The sequence below is a fragment of the Collinsella sp. CLA-AP-H1 genome, from assembly GCF_040092945.1.
In the GTDB taxonomy this organism is placed as follows: domain Bacteria; phylum Actinomycetota; class Coriobacteriia; order Coriobacteriales; family Coriobacteriaceae; genus Collinsella.
Window position 1 is genome coordinate 1 of record NZ_JBBNKO010000024.1, and the last position, 14,261, is coordinate 14,261.

Here is a 14,261-nt window from a genome sequence, read left to right on the forward strand (position 1 = left end):
GATCTCAATCCTGGTCTAACAGAGCCAAAAGAAAAGGGCCGCGCACCCAGATGGATACGCGGCCCTTTAGCCATGAATGCGAGTGTTTGCTCGGCGAGCTATTTACTCAGCAGCCTCGGTGGTCTCGGCCTCGGCAGCGGCTTCCTCGACGGGAGCCTCTGCGGGAGCCTCGGCAGCCTGCTTGGCAGCCTCCTCGGCGAACTTAGCGGCACGCTTAGCCTTCTCGGCAGCCTTAGCCTCAGCGGCGGCCTTGCGAGCGGCCTCGGCCTCAGCAGCCTTGGCGGCCTTGGCGGCCTTGGCCTCCTCAGCCTTCTTGAGCTGGGCGGCAGCGGCGCCACCGAACTTGTCGGCGAAGCGCTGGACGCGTCCACCGGTGTCGACGAACTTCTGCTGGCCGGTGTAGAACGGGTGGCACTCGTTGCAAAGCTCGACCTTCATCTCGGACACGGTAGCGTGCGTCTTGAAGGTGTTGCCGCAGGAGCACGTCACCGTGCACTCGACATACTGGGGATGGATACCCTGCTTCATGGTAGGACTCCTTATTGGTCAGGCGCTGGTTACCGATCAGCGCATAAGGCGTCTTGGTTTCCGACCAAGACAACAAACTCGGCTATGGTACCACGGCGCCGCGTGTCCCACAAAAGGTTCACGGTCTTTTCGGAACGACACGAATCTGACCCATCGAAACACATCTCCACCGTTCCTTCAACTGGGAAAATGCCGTCCCCGGGGCCTGAGAAGGGCCCCGGGGACGTTCGACTGACTGCGGGAACGGCCTTTCCGCTCAATGTGTTCGGCTGAGATCGGAAATCAACCAAACTGAACTAGGTTCAGTTGACATGGTTAAAAACGAGGGGCGACGCTTTTGCGTCACCCCTCGTCCCGGCCGGTTGCTTTAGTTGTACACACGGTAGTTACACTTGAACTGGGTTATGTGTCCATAGTTGGAGCGGTACCAACCCGACGTATAGCTGATTGCCTCTGCGCCTAGATAGTCGTAGCCCTTGTTGTAGCGAAGCTGACGGTAGGTCGTGTCGTACTCTGCTACGTAAAACGTGTCTCCAGAGAAGGCTTTGTACCGGTCCTTAACCGTCGAAGCCATGTACGCGGGTTCGACATCGCCTTTCTCCCCGTTGAGCGCATAGACGGGTGCCGCGATTCCGCATAAAGCCGTTGCCACGAGGATGGCGTAGACAGCCATGCGCGACGCATTGGACTTCAGCTGTTCAAATAGTTTCATGTCATTCACCTCCCTCGTATGTATCGAGGTATTCCTGCTTGAGCGTCTGCGAGGACGACTTGATCTTTTCCACGAGCGTGCCGGCCTCGATGAAGTAGAACGAGTCGGTGAGGTCTGCCAGGTCGTCGAGCAGATGGCTTGAGATGAGCACGCTTCGTCCCCGCGCCACCTCGCTGCGCATCGCGTCGCAGGAGGTTTTCCGCTTTCCCGGATCGAGGCCGTTCAGCGGTTCATCGAGGATGAGGTACGGGCAATCGGTCGATATCGCCATGGCAAGCTTTACCTGCTGCTTCATTCCTGTCGAGAGTTTACGGGTCGGCTTGTCGAGATATGGGGAGATTCCGAGGGAGTCGCAGAGCGAGTCGATGTCGGCGGCCGATTTCCACGCCTCCCTAACGAAAGAGAGGTGCTCGCGGGCCGATAGCGTGGGGTAGAGATCCGCGCCGCCCGAAGAGCTCAGGTAGACGAGTTCTGCAAATTCGGCTGATCGACGTTGGTAGATTCCGTCTGCCAACAGGCTTCCCGAGCGGATGCGGGTGGGAAATTGGCCCGACAGCGCTTCAAGAAGGGTGGTTTTCCCCGAGCCGTTGGGAGCGACGAGCCCCGCCGCCGTTCCCGGGCCCAAGGAAAGCGATCCGATCGAAAGTATCGTCGTGCTCCCGTATCCCACGCTCACGTCCAGGAGCTCGAGCCCATGGTGCTTTTTAGCGGGTCCAGCCTGTTTGGGCGAACGCGTCACAACGGCGCCGACCGCGAAAAGGACCGCGACGTATACCAGGGCCACGGCAAGCATCGATGCGCCGCCCGAACCGGAGCCAATGAATTCTGTCGGGAAGCATCCTACGTAACCCGTTGCCTCGATAGGCGAGAACACGGCCAGCGGCAGGAGCTCGAGCGCGGCATTATGCCCCAGTGCCGAATCGGACAGTAACGGGAATGCCGGGGCCGCGACAAGCAGCGCGGAGGTAAGGGGGCCCACGAAGACGCGCCTCGTTGCGGTCGATAGGACGGCGGAGCAAACGGATATCAAGGTTCCGCCCGCGAGCAGCGCGAGAAGTATGGTCGTGAAGACGTTTCCCGCGGTCGTGGTAGTGAGCGCGCCGTCATGGAAGAAGGCGATCGGGTACCCGATCTGCCCGAAGCCGTTTAGGGCCAAGGCGTAAATGCCCCCGGGTGCGAGGCCGGCGAGGAGCATCGCGGTCCCCGCGGCGATTATCGAAAACACGGTTTGGATAAGGCGCCGGAATTTGGGCACGGGCGCCTTTGCCGCCAGGGTCCCGGGCCTTGTGGCGCCGAGCACGAGTATCGACGAGAGAAGGAAGGGGATGAAGGGAAGGAAGGACGGCGCCTGGGCAATGGCGTAGGGCAGGAAGGAGAGGAACGGCAGGTCGTTTGCGGAGGCCGGGATATCCGCGATGCCGGAGCTGCTCAGGGCACGGCAATATGCGAGCTCTGCGTCATTGGTCTCCTGGTCCCCCACGATGGACCCGGATTGGAAGCCCTCGTCCATGAGCGCGTAGTAGCTCTCGGCAGAGTCGAGAAAGGCGGCGTCGGTTTGAGCGGCGAGGGCGGCGTTCGCGTATCTTGCAAGCTCAGCGTCATCTTGCTGCTCTGGCGATAGGTCTGTGCCGCTGGCCTGGGGCGCGCGCGTATTGAATGCGTCGACAAAGCCCTGCATGCCCTGCTTCATAAAGAAGGGGCCGTAGATGGGTGAATTGAACGCAATGGGGACGGAGAAGGCTGCAGCGAGAACGAGCGTACAAATCCATACGGCCTTGTCTCTTAGGATTAGTTTGAGAAGAAGTCGACAGTACATTTGGAAGCACCTACGTTCCTCAAAGAACTGTTAGATTAAAAGTAACAGACCGGATGAAGATACGTGCGACGGGGGCGAGGCGAATGGCTGAGCGGTATCGATACGCGGGTTCAACGGTATCACATTGGCCACATAGATTTTTAACTTGCATTTCTACCCGCCCTTTTCGTAGAGTCGCCGATACGTGCTTAGCGCACCCTCGGCGCGTCCGGCAGGCTTTGCGAAATGGGATCCAGGAGACTTCGGCGCAGCATCATCTTGCGGAATGCTTCTAATGAGCCTCCCATCCTTCAAAAACAGAATCTCATCGCACAGCCTATCGACCGAATCCAAGATGTGGGATGACATGATGATGCACGTACCAGAATCGGCCAGCTTCCTGAGAATCTCGGAATGCAAGTCCACCCTGCTGGGGTCGAGCGCGTTCATGGGCTCATCTAATAGAAGGTACCGCGCGCCCGTCGCATACGCAATCGCCAGGGTAAGCTGCTGCTTCATGCCCTGGCTCAGAGTGCGGATCCTCATCTTCGCGAACTCACCTATCTGCGTTTGTTCCACTATCTCTTCGATATCGCGAGCATGCGGCCACATATCGCAAACCATCTTGAGGTGATCTTCCGCACGCAATCCGGGATACAGCAGCGTCCCCTCACCAGGTGCATAGAAGATCATAGAACGGACCTCTCTCGCACCCGTACCCTGCACCTCATCCAGAACGATGCTCCCGTCCACGCGAGGACCCGGCAAACCTGCCATCGCACGCAGCAACGTCGTCTTTCCATGCCCGTTCGGAGCGACGAGACCGTAGACCGTACCCGGGGCAAACTCAGCGTTCACCGAATCTACGAGCATCTTCTTTCCATAAGAGATCGTCAGCGTTTGAAGGTCAATCATCGAGATCATCCCCTTTCGATCTTTGGAACACTCAGGCGCACCATCAACGGAGATACGGCGCCCAAGACCACCAGCAGAGCGCCCGATGCGCCGACGACCTCTCCAAAAGGCATCGCGTTCGTCCCTCGCCCAAGGAACCCAATCGTCCCCACCTGGGAAGCGGAATCAAACGAGGCGAATGGAGCCAGCAGCGCGACGCCCATGCCCACGCTTTCAACATGAGCGCTCAACGAACCCAACACCAAGAGAACCGCGCAAACCATTCCGGTGACAACGGGGTTGCGGCTAATCGCTGCTGTCAACGCAGCGACGACGGAAATCACGCCGTATGCCATGACCAGCAACGGAATACTGCACAACACCGCCTCCCCCACCGTGGACGTTGTCGAAGCTCCCGCCCGAATGAGAGCGACGGGATACTCCGATCCACCCGCACCGTTCTTAATCACGGACACAACGACAGCGGGAACCATCGACACCAAAAGCAGCACCAAGCCAAGCAGGAGAGCCAGCGCAACAGCCGTCAGAAAACGCACATGCGCTGTTGCGGGGATCTGGAGAACCAGAAGGGAACGACACTGCAGGTGGGTGCACGCGAGCGATGCGACAACCACGGGCAACAGCAAAAATAAGGAGGGAAGCGCTGCCTGGAGATACGAAAGGAGGATTAATGGGGGCATCTTCGTACTTAACTCGTAAACCTTGGGGTCCGGCAAGCTCGCGATCGACTCAAGCAGAAGGGCGCGCGCCTCCGCACGAGAAGGAGTCTCCGGCTCGATTCCGATCGATTGCAGGAGAGTCGCATCTGCCGCGCCCAGCTCACCTCGAGCGCGCTCGTACGTCGCAAGGCTTCGAAACCCCTCCGCAGGCATAGGCGCGTACACGAAACCCGAAAGAGCATCCCGCATGTCTTCCAGGGCCGCTTTGCCCTCGACGTCCATATTCGCAGCGTTCTGCTCTAGATACCGATCTATTGAACGGAGCTCCCCATCCCTATACCGAACAGCGGAAACGTTATCAGCGTCAGGAAACATCTCGACCAGAGCCGGGGCCAGCATCGTCGTCGACATTGCAATCGCGCATACGGCGAGGGTAGGAGAACGCAGGAGCAGTTTCCCCATCGTTCTTACGTATGCAACGGCGGAGGCACAAGCGCTCGAACGAGTTGCCGTTCTCGATGCAGTGAAGGAACCTCTCTCAAGACAAATCGGGGATATCGGGCACGCGCAGCCGCTCTTTCCAGCAACGCAAAGCAGGCTAATTGCCAGCACCTCGATCCCGATTGCGCATACGAGGGCAATCGCGCCACGCTCGAAGCAAAGTCCAGGCAGATTCACTATCTGCGTTGTCGGGTACGGGCTATAGACGCCGACGGTCAACTCAGTGTTCGCATACGTAAGGGGATTCAACAGGGCGAACTCACGTAAAGCGATGGATCTTCCGTAATACCCGGGAACCATCGTCACCCCCATCAGGGCACATACGAACACGATTCCAAGCGTAGGGTTATTGGCAATCTTCACGGCAAGGTGAACGACAAGCGAGATGAACGCTGCCACCAAGAATTGCAAGATGGCCGTCTGCGCGAACACCAGCCAAGCCGGTTTGATAACCGGAGTCGCATATTGAATGTAGCCTATCGGATAGAACGGCGAGCCCGGGCCATTCTTCACAAGCGCGGCGATTATCCCTGGAAGATTGATGGCGAGGACGGCAAGCATTGCAAAAACACTCGCCCATACGCTCGATGCAACAAGTCTACCCAGCTCGCCCATCGGTGCCTGGATGATGAGCTTTTCACGTTTGTTAAGACGCGCGGCAAGGAACGAGACGGCAACGGCCGTTGCGACCCATAGCAAGTACTCCTTCGATCCGTCATAATAGGTGTACTCTCCATCCGATATCTGCAGAAACGGAAGTAGGGGAGAGAGCGGTGCCAAGATAAGACGTCCCGCGGCAAGAGGGTACAGAAGCGCGGGCATGCTCGATGAAGAGGTATAGACACCGTCCTCCCCCGCATTCACAAGCGCATCCGCATAGGATGCTGACAATTCCTGCTCAACACGGGTTATTCCCGACTCGAGGTATTCGACCCGTCCGTCGATGCCAGCCGCGCTCCTGAAGACGGGCAGAGCACAAAGAACCATCAACGCAACAACGACAACACAGAGCGACCTGGAGGAGAGAAGCGACCTAAAGATCGCCTTCGAGATTTTGAGCATATTCATCGCCAACCTTAACCTCATCCAGTCGGAACAGAGGGGCCGAACAAAATGCTCGGCCCTTATTACTTGCCGGCAAAGTCAATTTAACATAAACTGTTAAAAAGTAACCTGAGTTTTTTAAATTCTTCGGAGGTTATTATGAGTTCCGACAATCGCACTCCCCGGCTTCATTCCTTCCGCATCGCATGTGCGATAGCCTCTGCGACCCTTTGCGCCACCGCCATCGCACAAGTGGCGTTCTCCTTAAAGCCAGCAATCGAAGTGCTCGACAACCCTGTAATTGCAGACTCCCCCGCGTATCCAGCCCTTGCGATCTCGACATTGGTCCCTGCCGTCATCGGTATCGCTACGACCATCCTCAGCGCCGTTCTCGTGTGGACGATCAAGAGCGGAGACCCCTTCAAGAAAGGGTCTGCGACATGCTTGAAGGTGCTCGGCATTCTCTTCGTTGTTCAAGCTGCCACCAGCCTCTACGCCGGCTCACTCAAAACCTCCGTTTCGATGTTTGGCGGCGAGGGGGCCGTCGGCGCCCAAGAGATCGCTTCATCATTCGATTGGACCTCTCTGGTTCTCGGCATCGTCCTGTTCATGCTTTCCCAGCTCTTCTTGTACGCCCGAGAGCTGCACCTCGACTCCGACGAGATTGCGTAAGGAAACGCCATGCCCGTAATTGTTCGCCTCGACAAGATCATGGCCGAGCGAAAGATTTCCTCGAACGAACTTGCCGAAAGGATTGGAACCACGCCCGTGAACCTGTCCCGTATTAAAAAAGGGCATATTCGCGGCATTCGCTTCAACACACTCGAGCAGCTATGCCTCGCCCTTCGTTGCCAACCCGGAGACCTTCTCGAAGTCATGAGCGAAGAGGATGCCCGAAAGGAGTTCGGACTCGATTGGTCCGCCGAGGATTAGAGGGCGGTCGTACTCGCCCTGCACACGGGGATGCGAATCGGCGAGGTCTGCGGCCTTCGGTGGTGCGATGTGGATTTCGAGACGGGCCTGATCTCGATCAGACACTCGGTGGCGTACGCGAAGGGAATGGGTTCGTTCATCAAGGACACCAAGACCCATGACGCCAGGGGTATCCCCATCGACCCGGTCGGCCTACTCCCCTTCCTGAAGGAGACCCACGAGATCGACTGCGGAAAGCTGCGCTTGCGCGGCCTTACCGGGACGGTCGAGATCGGGGACTGCTACATCCTGTCGGAGCCGGGCGCGACCTTCGCGACGACAAGCTATATCCGCAGGGCGTTCAAGACGTTCTCGGAGACCAACGGCCTCATGGGCACCAACGACGAGCTGATCACGTTCCACGGCCTTCGCCACACGTTCGCAACGCAGTGGATCCGCCAAGGCGGCGATATCAAGGCGCTCCAATCGATCCTCGGCCACAAGGACGCCATGGCGACGCTCAACGTCTACGCCGACATCGAGCCCATCTCCAAAATCCATAACATGCTGCGCGCCACGCCGTGCCTTTGGCGCGGGCACCTCGGGCCGAGGGTCGATCCGGGTCCCATGTTCCAACAGAGGATCCAGGAGTCCATCGAGACGCTCCAGGCGTTCGGCTACGGCATCACCGAGCCGGACGACCGAAATATCGCCATACGCGACGTGAAGACGAACAGTTGGCTCTAGCTCACCGAGTACGCGGCAGTGCTGGGCCCATCCCAACTGAGGTCACGGTGGTCCGATAGGGGCGCCGCCCGCGGCATGCGCCGCGGAGCGGTATCCCCTACCGAAGGGCGGAGATGCCCTCCGCTTCCAGTTCGGAATCAGCCGTCGGAGGCGTTCGGCTGACTGCGGGAACGGCCTGTCCGCTCAATGTGTTCGGCTGAGATCGGAAATCAACCCAACACGAGCCGGACACGCGCCAGACGGCTCTTCCCCGTACGGCCTTCCCCCTTACGCTCATGTTGCAGGCATGTAACGCCGCAGCGAGCGCGCCTTTTTTGCGCCAGACAGGTACAATGATGAACACTGTACCGTAGCGGAGCGCCCCGCGCGCGCCGCAATCACGCGAAAGGGTTTCCCATGGCCGAGATCTCGTCCTCCCGTATCGTCATCACCGTCCTTGGCAAGAACCGCCCCGGCATCGTCGCCGGCGTCACCCGTGTCCTGGGCGAGGCCAACGTCGACATCCGCGACATCACGCAGTCCATTATCGAGGACATCTTCACCATGACCATGCTGGCCGATACCGCCGAGTCCAAGCTCGACTTCGCCGAGCTGCAGAAGGCCCTGGCCGAGGCCGGCGAGCTTTCGGGCGTCAACGTGTCCATCCAGCGCGAGGACGTCTTTAACTTTATGTACCGCCTGTAGCGAACAAGCCGCTGGGGATAGCCTGACGCGCGCATGCCCATGCAAGCCACCCCGATGCGGCCCGGAGAGGAGCGCGCATGGCCTACGACGCCAAGAAAATCTATTACCGCTTCGATGACCACTTGAGCCGACTGGTTCTGGATTACGAAGCAAGCCGCCAGATTTCGTCTGAGAGCGAAAGCCTCTACCACGGCCTGCCGACCGACCCTTATGACGAGGGCTTGTTCGAAGAGCACAATGTCAAGCGCGGCCTGCGCAATGCCGACGGCTCGGGCGTGGTCGCGGGCCTCACTCGTATCTCGGATGTGCACGGCTACAACAAGGTCGACGGAAAGGTCGTGCCCGATCAGGGCAAGCTCACGCTTCGCGGCTACAGCATCGAGGATCTGGTCAACAATGCCCAGGCCGAGAATCGCTACGGCTACGAAGAAGTCGCCTATCTGCTTATCACGGGCTCGCTGCCCAACAAGGAAGAGCTCGACGGCTTTTGCGAGCGCCTGGGCGCCTTTAGACATCTGAGCGACGAGTACGTTAAAGAGTTCCCTATGACCACGGTGTCGTCGAGCATCATGAACGTGCTCCAGCGCGCCGTACTGCTGCTCTACGCCTTCGATGCCGAACCAGACGTAATCACGCCCGAGCACGAAATCGACGTCGCCATTTCCATGCTCGCACGTCTCCCGCGCATTGCCGCCTTCGCACACATGGCCTCGGTCGCCAAGCTTCGCGGCTCCGAGGTTCACGTGCCGCACCCCACGCCCGGTCTCTCCACCGCCGAGACCATCCTACAGGTCCTGCGCGGCGGCATGGCATTCACCCGCGATGAGGCGATGCTGCTCGACGTTATGCTCATGCTGCATGCCGAGCACGGCGGCGGTAACAACTCCACCTTCGCTTGCCGCGTGCTGTCATCTTCGGCCACCGACCCGTATTCCGCCTACGCCGCGGCTATCGGCTCGCTCAAGGGCCCGCGCCACGGCGGTGCCAATGCCAAGGTCGTGTCTATGCATGAGGACATCCGCGCGCATGTCTCCAACTGGGAGGACGAGGACGAGGTCGCGGCCTACCTGGGCAAGATCCTCGACAAGCAGGCCTTCGACGGCACGGGCCTCATCTACGGCATGGGCCACGCCGTCTATACGCTCAGCGACCCGCGCGCCGAGGTCTGCCGCCGTTACGCGCGCTCGCTGGCAGCCAAGAAGGACTTGGGCGAAGAGTTCGCACTCATCGAGCGCATCGAACGCCTGGCACCCCAGGTCATGCGCGACCACGGCATGACCAAGCCCATCTGCGCCAACATCGACCTGTACACGGGCTTTATCTACAAGATGCTCGGCGTGCCCGAGACGCTCTTTACGCCGCTATTCGCCGTCGCCCGCATGGCCGGCTGGTCGGCACACCGCATGGAAGAGCTCTTCTGCGCGCACCGTATCATCCGCCCCGCCTATCGTCCGGTGATCGAGCCGCTGGAGTACAAGCCGCTCGCCGACCGCTAGGACGCGGACCGTTATAGAACTCGAGCGTGGCCAGGGAATCACCGCCCTCGGCCACGCTTTTTATGCCAGCAGAAAGGGCTGCATCAAATGATTGTGTTTTCCGATATGGATGGAACGCTGTTGACGAGCGATAAGCAGATGAGCGATGCCACCTGGGCGATGCTCGACGAGCTCGCACGTCGTGGCATCGAGTTTGTTCCCTGCACGGGACGTCCACTGTCGGGCATCTTTGAGCCCATTCTCGCCCATCCCGCCGTGCACTACGCGGTCTGTGCCAACGGCGCCAGCGTCTGGCAGCTCGACGAGGATACGCCCACCGACGCCTCGCGCGCCACGTGCATCTTGAGCCGACCGCTCGATTGCGGCATTGCCCATCGCATCCGCCGCATCGCCGCCGGCCACGATGTGACCTTCGATATCTTCGCGGACGGGCAGTGCTTCCTCCCCCGCTCGCTCTACACGCGCCTGGATGAGTTCTGCGGCGGCGACCCCCACATCGCAGCTTCGCTCAAGCGCACACGAACACCGATCGACATGGATATCGACAGCAAGATCGACGAGGTCGAGACGCTCGAACGCATCGCCATGTACTGGCACGACCCGGCCGATCGCGACGCCATCGCAGCAGAGCTCGACACGCTCGGAGGCATTGAGGTCACGCGTTCGTACGCCATGAATATCGAGGTCATGGGTGAGGGCGCCACCAAGGGGACGGCCCTTACGTGGCTGTGTGAGCATCTGGGCGAGCGTCTCGCCGACGCCTGGGCGTTCGGCGACAACATCAACGACATCCCCATGCTGCAGGCAGCGGGCCATGGCATGGCCATGATCAACGCCGAGCCCGAAGATCGCGAGGCCGCCGACGCCATTACCGAATACGACAACGACCACGACGGCGTCGCCAGCACCCTCATGGCCGCCCTCGCCTAGTCATTGGGGACGTTCTTAAACGACTAGTCGTTGGGGACACTCTTCGCAAAAAGCTGCAAGGATTGTCCCCCACTGTCGGCAGAAAAGGAACGTCCCCATCTGCCGGATTAGGAGAGACTCTCCAGCACGCGACGGAGCTCATGCTGAACGGCGTGGTCGCGGTTGCAGCCTACGACGCGATCGGCCACCGCTTTAAGCGCGGGGCGCGCGTTTTCCATCGCGCAGCCCGTGCCGACAAAGCGAATGATCTCGTAGTCGTTCATCGAGTCGCCAAACGCCATGACCTCGTCGCGACCAATGCCGTAATGCTCCACGAGCTGCGCGATACCCGAGGCCTTCGACACACCAGGCTGCATGGCATCGATCCACGCGTTGCCCGAAGGCGCAAAAGTAAAGAGCTGACCAAGTTCGCGCTGTAGCACGTACGCACTGTCCATAACCGCACTGTCGTCGCAAAAGATACTCGCTTTGATGATATTTACGCTGGGATCGGGCAGCTCCCAAATGCGCTCGGCATTGGGAAGGTCCTTATCGACCTCACGCACGAACTTGCACTCGTCATCGAGCAGGAAGGACTTGGTTCGGTCAAAGAGCGCAAGATGCAGATTGGGAAACGTCCTGACGGCTTGGGCGAGCCTTCGAATCGCCAGGTGGGAATACACCTCACGGTCTACCATCTTACCGTCGGCGTAGACCTGGGCGCCGTTAGCGGCGACAAAGTCCATCTTGTCGCGAACGGGCGCAAAGAACTCGCACAGGCGATCGTAGCGACGACCTGACGATGCAGCGAAATGCACACCATGCTCGTGTAGCGCCAGAATCAGTTCGTAGGTCTCGGGAGGCACCTGGCCGTTTTCGTCAAGCAGTGTGCCGTCCATATCGGATGCAATCAGTTTAAACATAGAAAAGCTCCCTTCGGGCTTGTTGGAATCGAACGCGTATCCGATTCCAACGTACCCAAAGGGAGCTCAAATAAGACTCCGCGGGCGTAAACGTTACAAGGACCTGGCAAATAGCTCACACATGCCAGAGGCCCTACGGTCGCGGCGTCAGGCAGCCCGCCAAAGAGCGTCCCCAATGACTAGTCGTTTAAGAACGTCCCCGATGACTAGTCGGCGTAGGTGAAGGTTGTAACGTCGAACATGCCCTCGGGGCGGATGCGGAGCGTCGGGATGACCGGCAGGGGCAGGAAGATGATGCCCATGATGGGGTCGAGCGGCGGCTCAATACCCATGGCGCGCGCCTTGACCATAAAGTCGTCGTGCTGCGCGGCAACGTCCTCGGCCGTGCCCTCGCTCATAAGGCCACCGAGCGCCAGAGGAATACGAGCCACGACCTCGCCGTTGCGCACCAGTACGTGACCGCCCTGGTCCACGGCCTCAACGGCAGTCATCATATCGGCAGCGTTGTCGCCCACCACGCACACGTTGTGCGAGTCGTGGCCGATCGTGGAGGCAATGGCACCGCCCGTGATGGTGAAACCGCGCACCCAGCCGCGACCGATATGCTTGCCGACCAGGCCCATGCCGGCGGGACCGTCGCCATCGGCGCCCTCGGCCTGCAGCGACACGCCGCGGCCATGGCGCTCGATAAGCATAATGCGACGCAAGTCCTCGGCGCTCTCGGGACGGACCATGCCCGTGATAGCCATGCCCGGGATCACATCGATAACCGCCTCGCCCGGCTTAAAGGCATAGTCGAACACGTCGAGCGATAGCTTCGGCAGCTTAACGGAAGCACGCAGCTCATCGGCAAGCGCTGCGACCTCGGCCGTCTCGGGTGCGATCTCGCCCACAAAGGTGCCATCCTGCGCCACCAGAGCACCGGCGGCATATACGCGATGCGGGGCCGTGGCAAAGGTCAGGTCATCGAGCACCAGCAGGTCGGCGCGCTTGCCCGGAGCGATCGCGCCGCGGAGCTCGTGCGGGTCGCGGCAGCCGTGGTCCAGGCCAAATGCCTCAGCCGTGGAAAGGGACGCCATAGAGATGGCGACCACGGGGTCGATACCGGCCTCGATAGCCACGCGGCAGGCATTGTCGATCATGCCGGTCGAAAGAGCATCGGAGGGAGCGCGATCGTCGGTCGCAAAGCAGCAGCGGCGGGCGCGGGCAGGATTCTCCAGCAGCATCGGGGACAAATTGGCCAGGTCGTGGCTGCACGTGCCCTCACGCAGCATCACATACATGCCGCGGGATAGCTTGTCGAGTGCCTCCTCGGGAATCGTCGACTCGTGGTCGGCGATAATGCCCGCTGCGGCATAGGCATTGAGGTCCTTACCGGCAACGAGCGGCGCGTGGCCGTCAACCTGTTTGGACGGCGTCTGGTTGGCAGCATCGATGCGAGCACAGGTCTCGGGGTCGGCCATAAAGACGCCCGGCAAGTTCATCATTTCGCCCAGACCAAAGACATCGCCCGGATGCTCGGCAAAAAACGCCTGCATATCGGCAGCCGAAATAACGGCACCGGCCTGCTCGTCGGGCAGCGCGGGCACGCACGAAGGCATCATGTACTTGATGGAGATGGGTGCGCGGCGGCCGTCCTCGATCATAAAGCGCAAGCCGTCGAGCCCCGCCACGTTGGCGATCTCGTGGCTGTCGGCAATGGCGGTGGTGGTACCGCGCGTCGCCGCCATGCGCGCATACTCGGCGGGACGGATGTTCGAGGACTCAATGTGCAGATGTCCGTCGATAAAGCCGGGGGCGAGATAGCGGCCCTGGCAGTCAATGACCTCGGTCGCCTCGTAGGTGCCGGCGGCATCGTCGCGACCATCGTAGAGCACGCCGACGATTACACCGTCCTTGACGGCAACGCTACCGGGCGCCACACGCTGGCCATACACGTCGACAATCTGCGCATTGATAAACAGCGTGTCGACGGGCACGCGGCCCTCGGCGGCCTCGATCACAGACCTCATGACCTCAACGGACATACATACTCCTTTAACCGTAGAAAAAAGCTGCGGAGCGGACAGACCTTCACCGCAGCAAACCAATAGCCATTGTATGCCCAAACGATGGGTCAACAATACGCCTCTCCGCTTAACGGCACACGCCACTTGGTGCAATGGTGACAGACTACTTTTCGCCAATGACAAGAAGTGTCCCAAAGTGCCGGCAGAGACGATATGAGCAGGACATAAAAACATTGAGAGCCCCTGCTGCATGAAAGACCGCGGATCAGGCCGACAATGGTGAGTGTCTAATCCAACCGCGGCGGCCACGCCGCATTCATGGAAGGGGCTCCCATGCTCGATACTACCACCTTCGTCGGCCTCGACGTCCACGCCCGCTCGATAAAGGCAGTCTCCCTCGACGTCATGACCGGGGAGGTGCGCTGCG

13 protein-coding genes are annotated in these 14,261 nt (G+C 60.0%); 6 read left to right on the forward strand and 7 right to left on the reverse strand.

Annotated features, from left to right (window positions below):
• Positions 1-102 precede the first annotated feature (102 nt).
• From rpmE to AAAV44_RS09560, 5 genes are all read right to left on the reverse strand, one after another.
• Complete coding sequence (gene rpmE / locus AAAV44_RS09540; protein ID WP_006235303.1) at positions 103-528, reverse strand: 50S ribosomal protein L31; 426 nt, start codon at positions 526-528, stop codon at positions 103-105.
• A gap of 367 nt (positions 529-895) precedes the next feature.
• Entirely contained in the window at positions 896-1,240 is a 345-nt protein-coding gene (locus AAAV44_RS09545; protein ID WP_006235302.1) for a hypothetical protein, read from the reverse strand.
• A gap of 1 nt (position 1,241) precedes the next feature.
• Positions 1,242-3,056, reverse strand: a complete 1,815-nt coding sequence (locus AAAV44_RS09550) for an ABC transporter ATP-binding protein (protein ID WP_349115439.1) — start codon at positions 3,054-3,056, stop codon at positions 1,242-1,244.
• Between the two features lie 153 nt (positions 3,057-3,209).
• Complete coding sequence (locus AAAV44_RS09555) at positions 3,210-3,950, reverse strand: ABC transporter ATP-binding protein (protein ID WP_349115440.1); 741 nt, start codon at positions 3,948-3,950, stop codon at positions 3,210-3,212.
• A gap of 5 nt (positions 3,951-3,955) precedes the next feature.
• A complete protein-coding gene (locus tag AAAV44_RS09560) occupies positions 3,956-6,178 on the reverse strand; it encodes a hypothetical protein (RefSeq protein ID WP_349115441.1) in 2,223 nt (740 codons plus the stop codon).
• Positions 6,179-6,313: 135 nt separating this feature from the next.
• Between AAAV44_RS09560 and AAAV44_RS09565 the strand changes: the two genes are divergently transcribed.
• From AAAV44_RS09565 to AAAV44_RS09590, 6 genes are all read left to right on the forward strand, one after another.
• A complete protein-coding gene (locus AAAV44_RS09565) occupies positions 6,314-6,826 on the forward strand; it encodes a DUF2975 domain-containing protein (protein WP_217750269.1) in 513 nt (170 codons plus the stop codon).
• Between the two features lie 9 nt (positions 6,827-6,835).
• On the forward strand, positions 6,836-7,087 hold the full coding sequence (locus AAAV44_RS09570; protein WP_006235292.1) for a helix-turn-helix transcriptional regulator: 252 nt from the start codon (positions 6,836-6,838) through the stop codon (positions 7,085-7,087).
• An 18-nt stretch (positions 7,088-7,105) separates the two neighbouring features.
• Positions 7,106-7,813, forward strand: coding sequence for a site-specific integrase (locus AAAV44_RS09575; RefSeq protein WP_349115445.1), 708 nt, complete (start codon positions 7,106-7,108; stop codon positions 7,811-7,813).
• Positions 7,814-8,209: 396 nt separating this feature from the next.
• Entirely contained in the window at positions 8,210-8,497 is a 288-nt protein-coding gene (locus AAAV44_RS09580) for an ACT domain-containing protein (protein ID WP_006235289.1), read from the forward strand.
• Positions 8,498-8,574: 77 nt separating this feature from the next.
• The gene (locus AAAV44_RS09585) at positions 8,575-9,993 is read left to right on the forward strand and encodes a citrate synthase (RefSeq protein WP_006235288.1); all 1,419 of its coding nucleotides are present in this window, start codon (positions 8,575-8,577) and stop codon (positions 9,991-9,993) included.
• 87 nt (positions 9,994-10,080) lie between these two features.
• Positions 10,081-10,923, forward strand: coding sequence for a Cof-type HAD-IIB family hydrolase (locus tag AAAV44_RS09590; protein ID WP_349115442.1), 843 nt, complete (start codon positions 10,081-10,083; stop codon positions 10,921-10,923).
• Between the two features lie 107 nt (positions 10,924-11,030).
• Here AAAV44_RS09590 and AAAV44_RS09595 read toward each other — a convergent pair whose 3' ends face one another.
• On the reverse strand, positions 11,031-11,825 hold the full coding sequence (locus AAAV44_RS09595) for an HAD family hydrolase (protein WP_349115443.1): 795 nt from the start codon (positions 11,823-11,825) through the stop codon (positions 11,031-11,033).
• 206 nt (positions 11,826-12,031) lie between these two features.
• On the reverse strand, positions 12,032-13,852 hold the full coding sequence (locus tag AAAV44_RS09600; RefSeq protein ID WP_349115444.1) for an adenine deaminase C-terminal domain-containing protein: 1,821 nt from the start codon (positions 13,850-13,852) through the stop codon (positions 12,032-12,034).
• Between the last annotated feature and the right edge of the window lie 409 nt (positions 13,853-14,261).

Excerpts from the sequence above, each read along its gene's own strand:
- rpmE (WP_006235303.1), bottom strand. The coding sequence starts at position 528 with ATGAAGCAGGGTATCCATCCCCAGTATGTCGAGTGCACGGTGACGTGC.
- AAAV44_RS09545 (WP_006235302.1), bottom strand. The coding sequence starts at position 1,240 with ATGAAACTATTTGAACAGCTGAAGTCCAATGCGTCGCGCATGGCTGTC.
- AAAV44_RS09550 (WP_349115439.1), bottom strand. The coding sequence starts at position 3,056 with ATGTACTGTCGACTTCTTCTCAAACTAATCCTAAGAGACAAGGCCGTA.
- AAAV44_RS09555 (WP_349115440.1), bottom strand. The coding sequence starts at position 3,950 with ATGATTGACCTTCAAACGCTGACGATCTCTTATGGAAAGAAGATGCTC.
- AAAV44_RS09560 (WP_349115441.1), bottom strand. The coding sequence starts at position 6,178 with ATGAATATGCTCAAAATCTCGAAGGCGATCTTTAGGTCGCTTCTCTCC.
- AAAV44_RS09565 (WP_217750269.1), top strand. The coding sequence starts at position 6,314 with ATGAGTTCCGACAATCGCACTCCCCGGCTTCATTCCTTCCGCATCGCA.
- AAAV44_RS09570 (WP_006235292.1), top strand. The coding sequence starts at position 6,836 with ATGCCCGTAATTGTTCGCCTCGACAAGATCATGGCCGAGCGAAAGATT.
- AAAV44_RS09580 (WP_006235289.1), top strand. The coding sequence starts at position 8,210 with ATGGCCGAGATCTCGTCCTCCCGTATCGTCATCACCGTCCTTGGCAAG.
- AAAV44_RS09585 (WP_006235288.1), top strand. The coding sequence starts at position 8,575 with ATGGCCTACGACGCCAAGAAAATCTATTACCGCTTCGATGACCACTTG.
- AAAV44_RS09590 (WP_349115442.1), top strand. The coding sequence starts at position 10,081 with ATGATTGTGTTTTCCGATATGGATGGAACGCTGTTGACGAGCGATAAG.
- AAAV44_RS09595 (WP_349115443.1), bottom strand. The coding sequence starts at position 11,825 with ATGTTTAAACTGATTGCATCCGATATGGACGGCACACTGCTTGACGAA.
- AAAV44_RS09600 (WP_349115444.1), bottom strand. The coding sequence starts at position 13,852 with ATGTCCGTTGAGGTCATGAGGTCTGTGATCGAGGCCGCCGAGGGCCGC.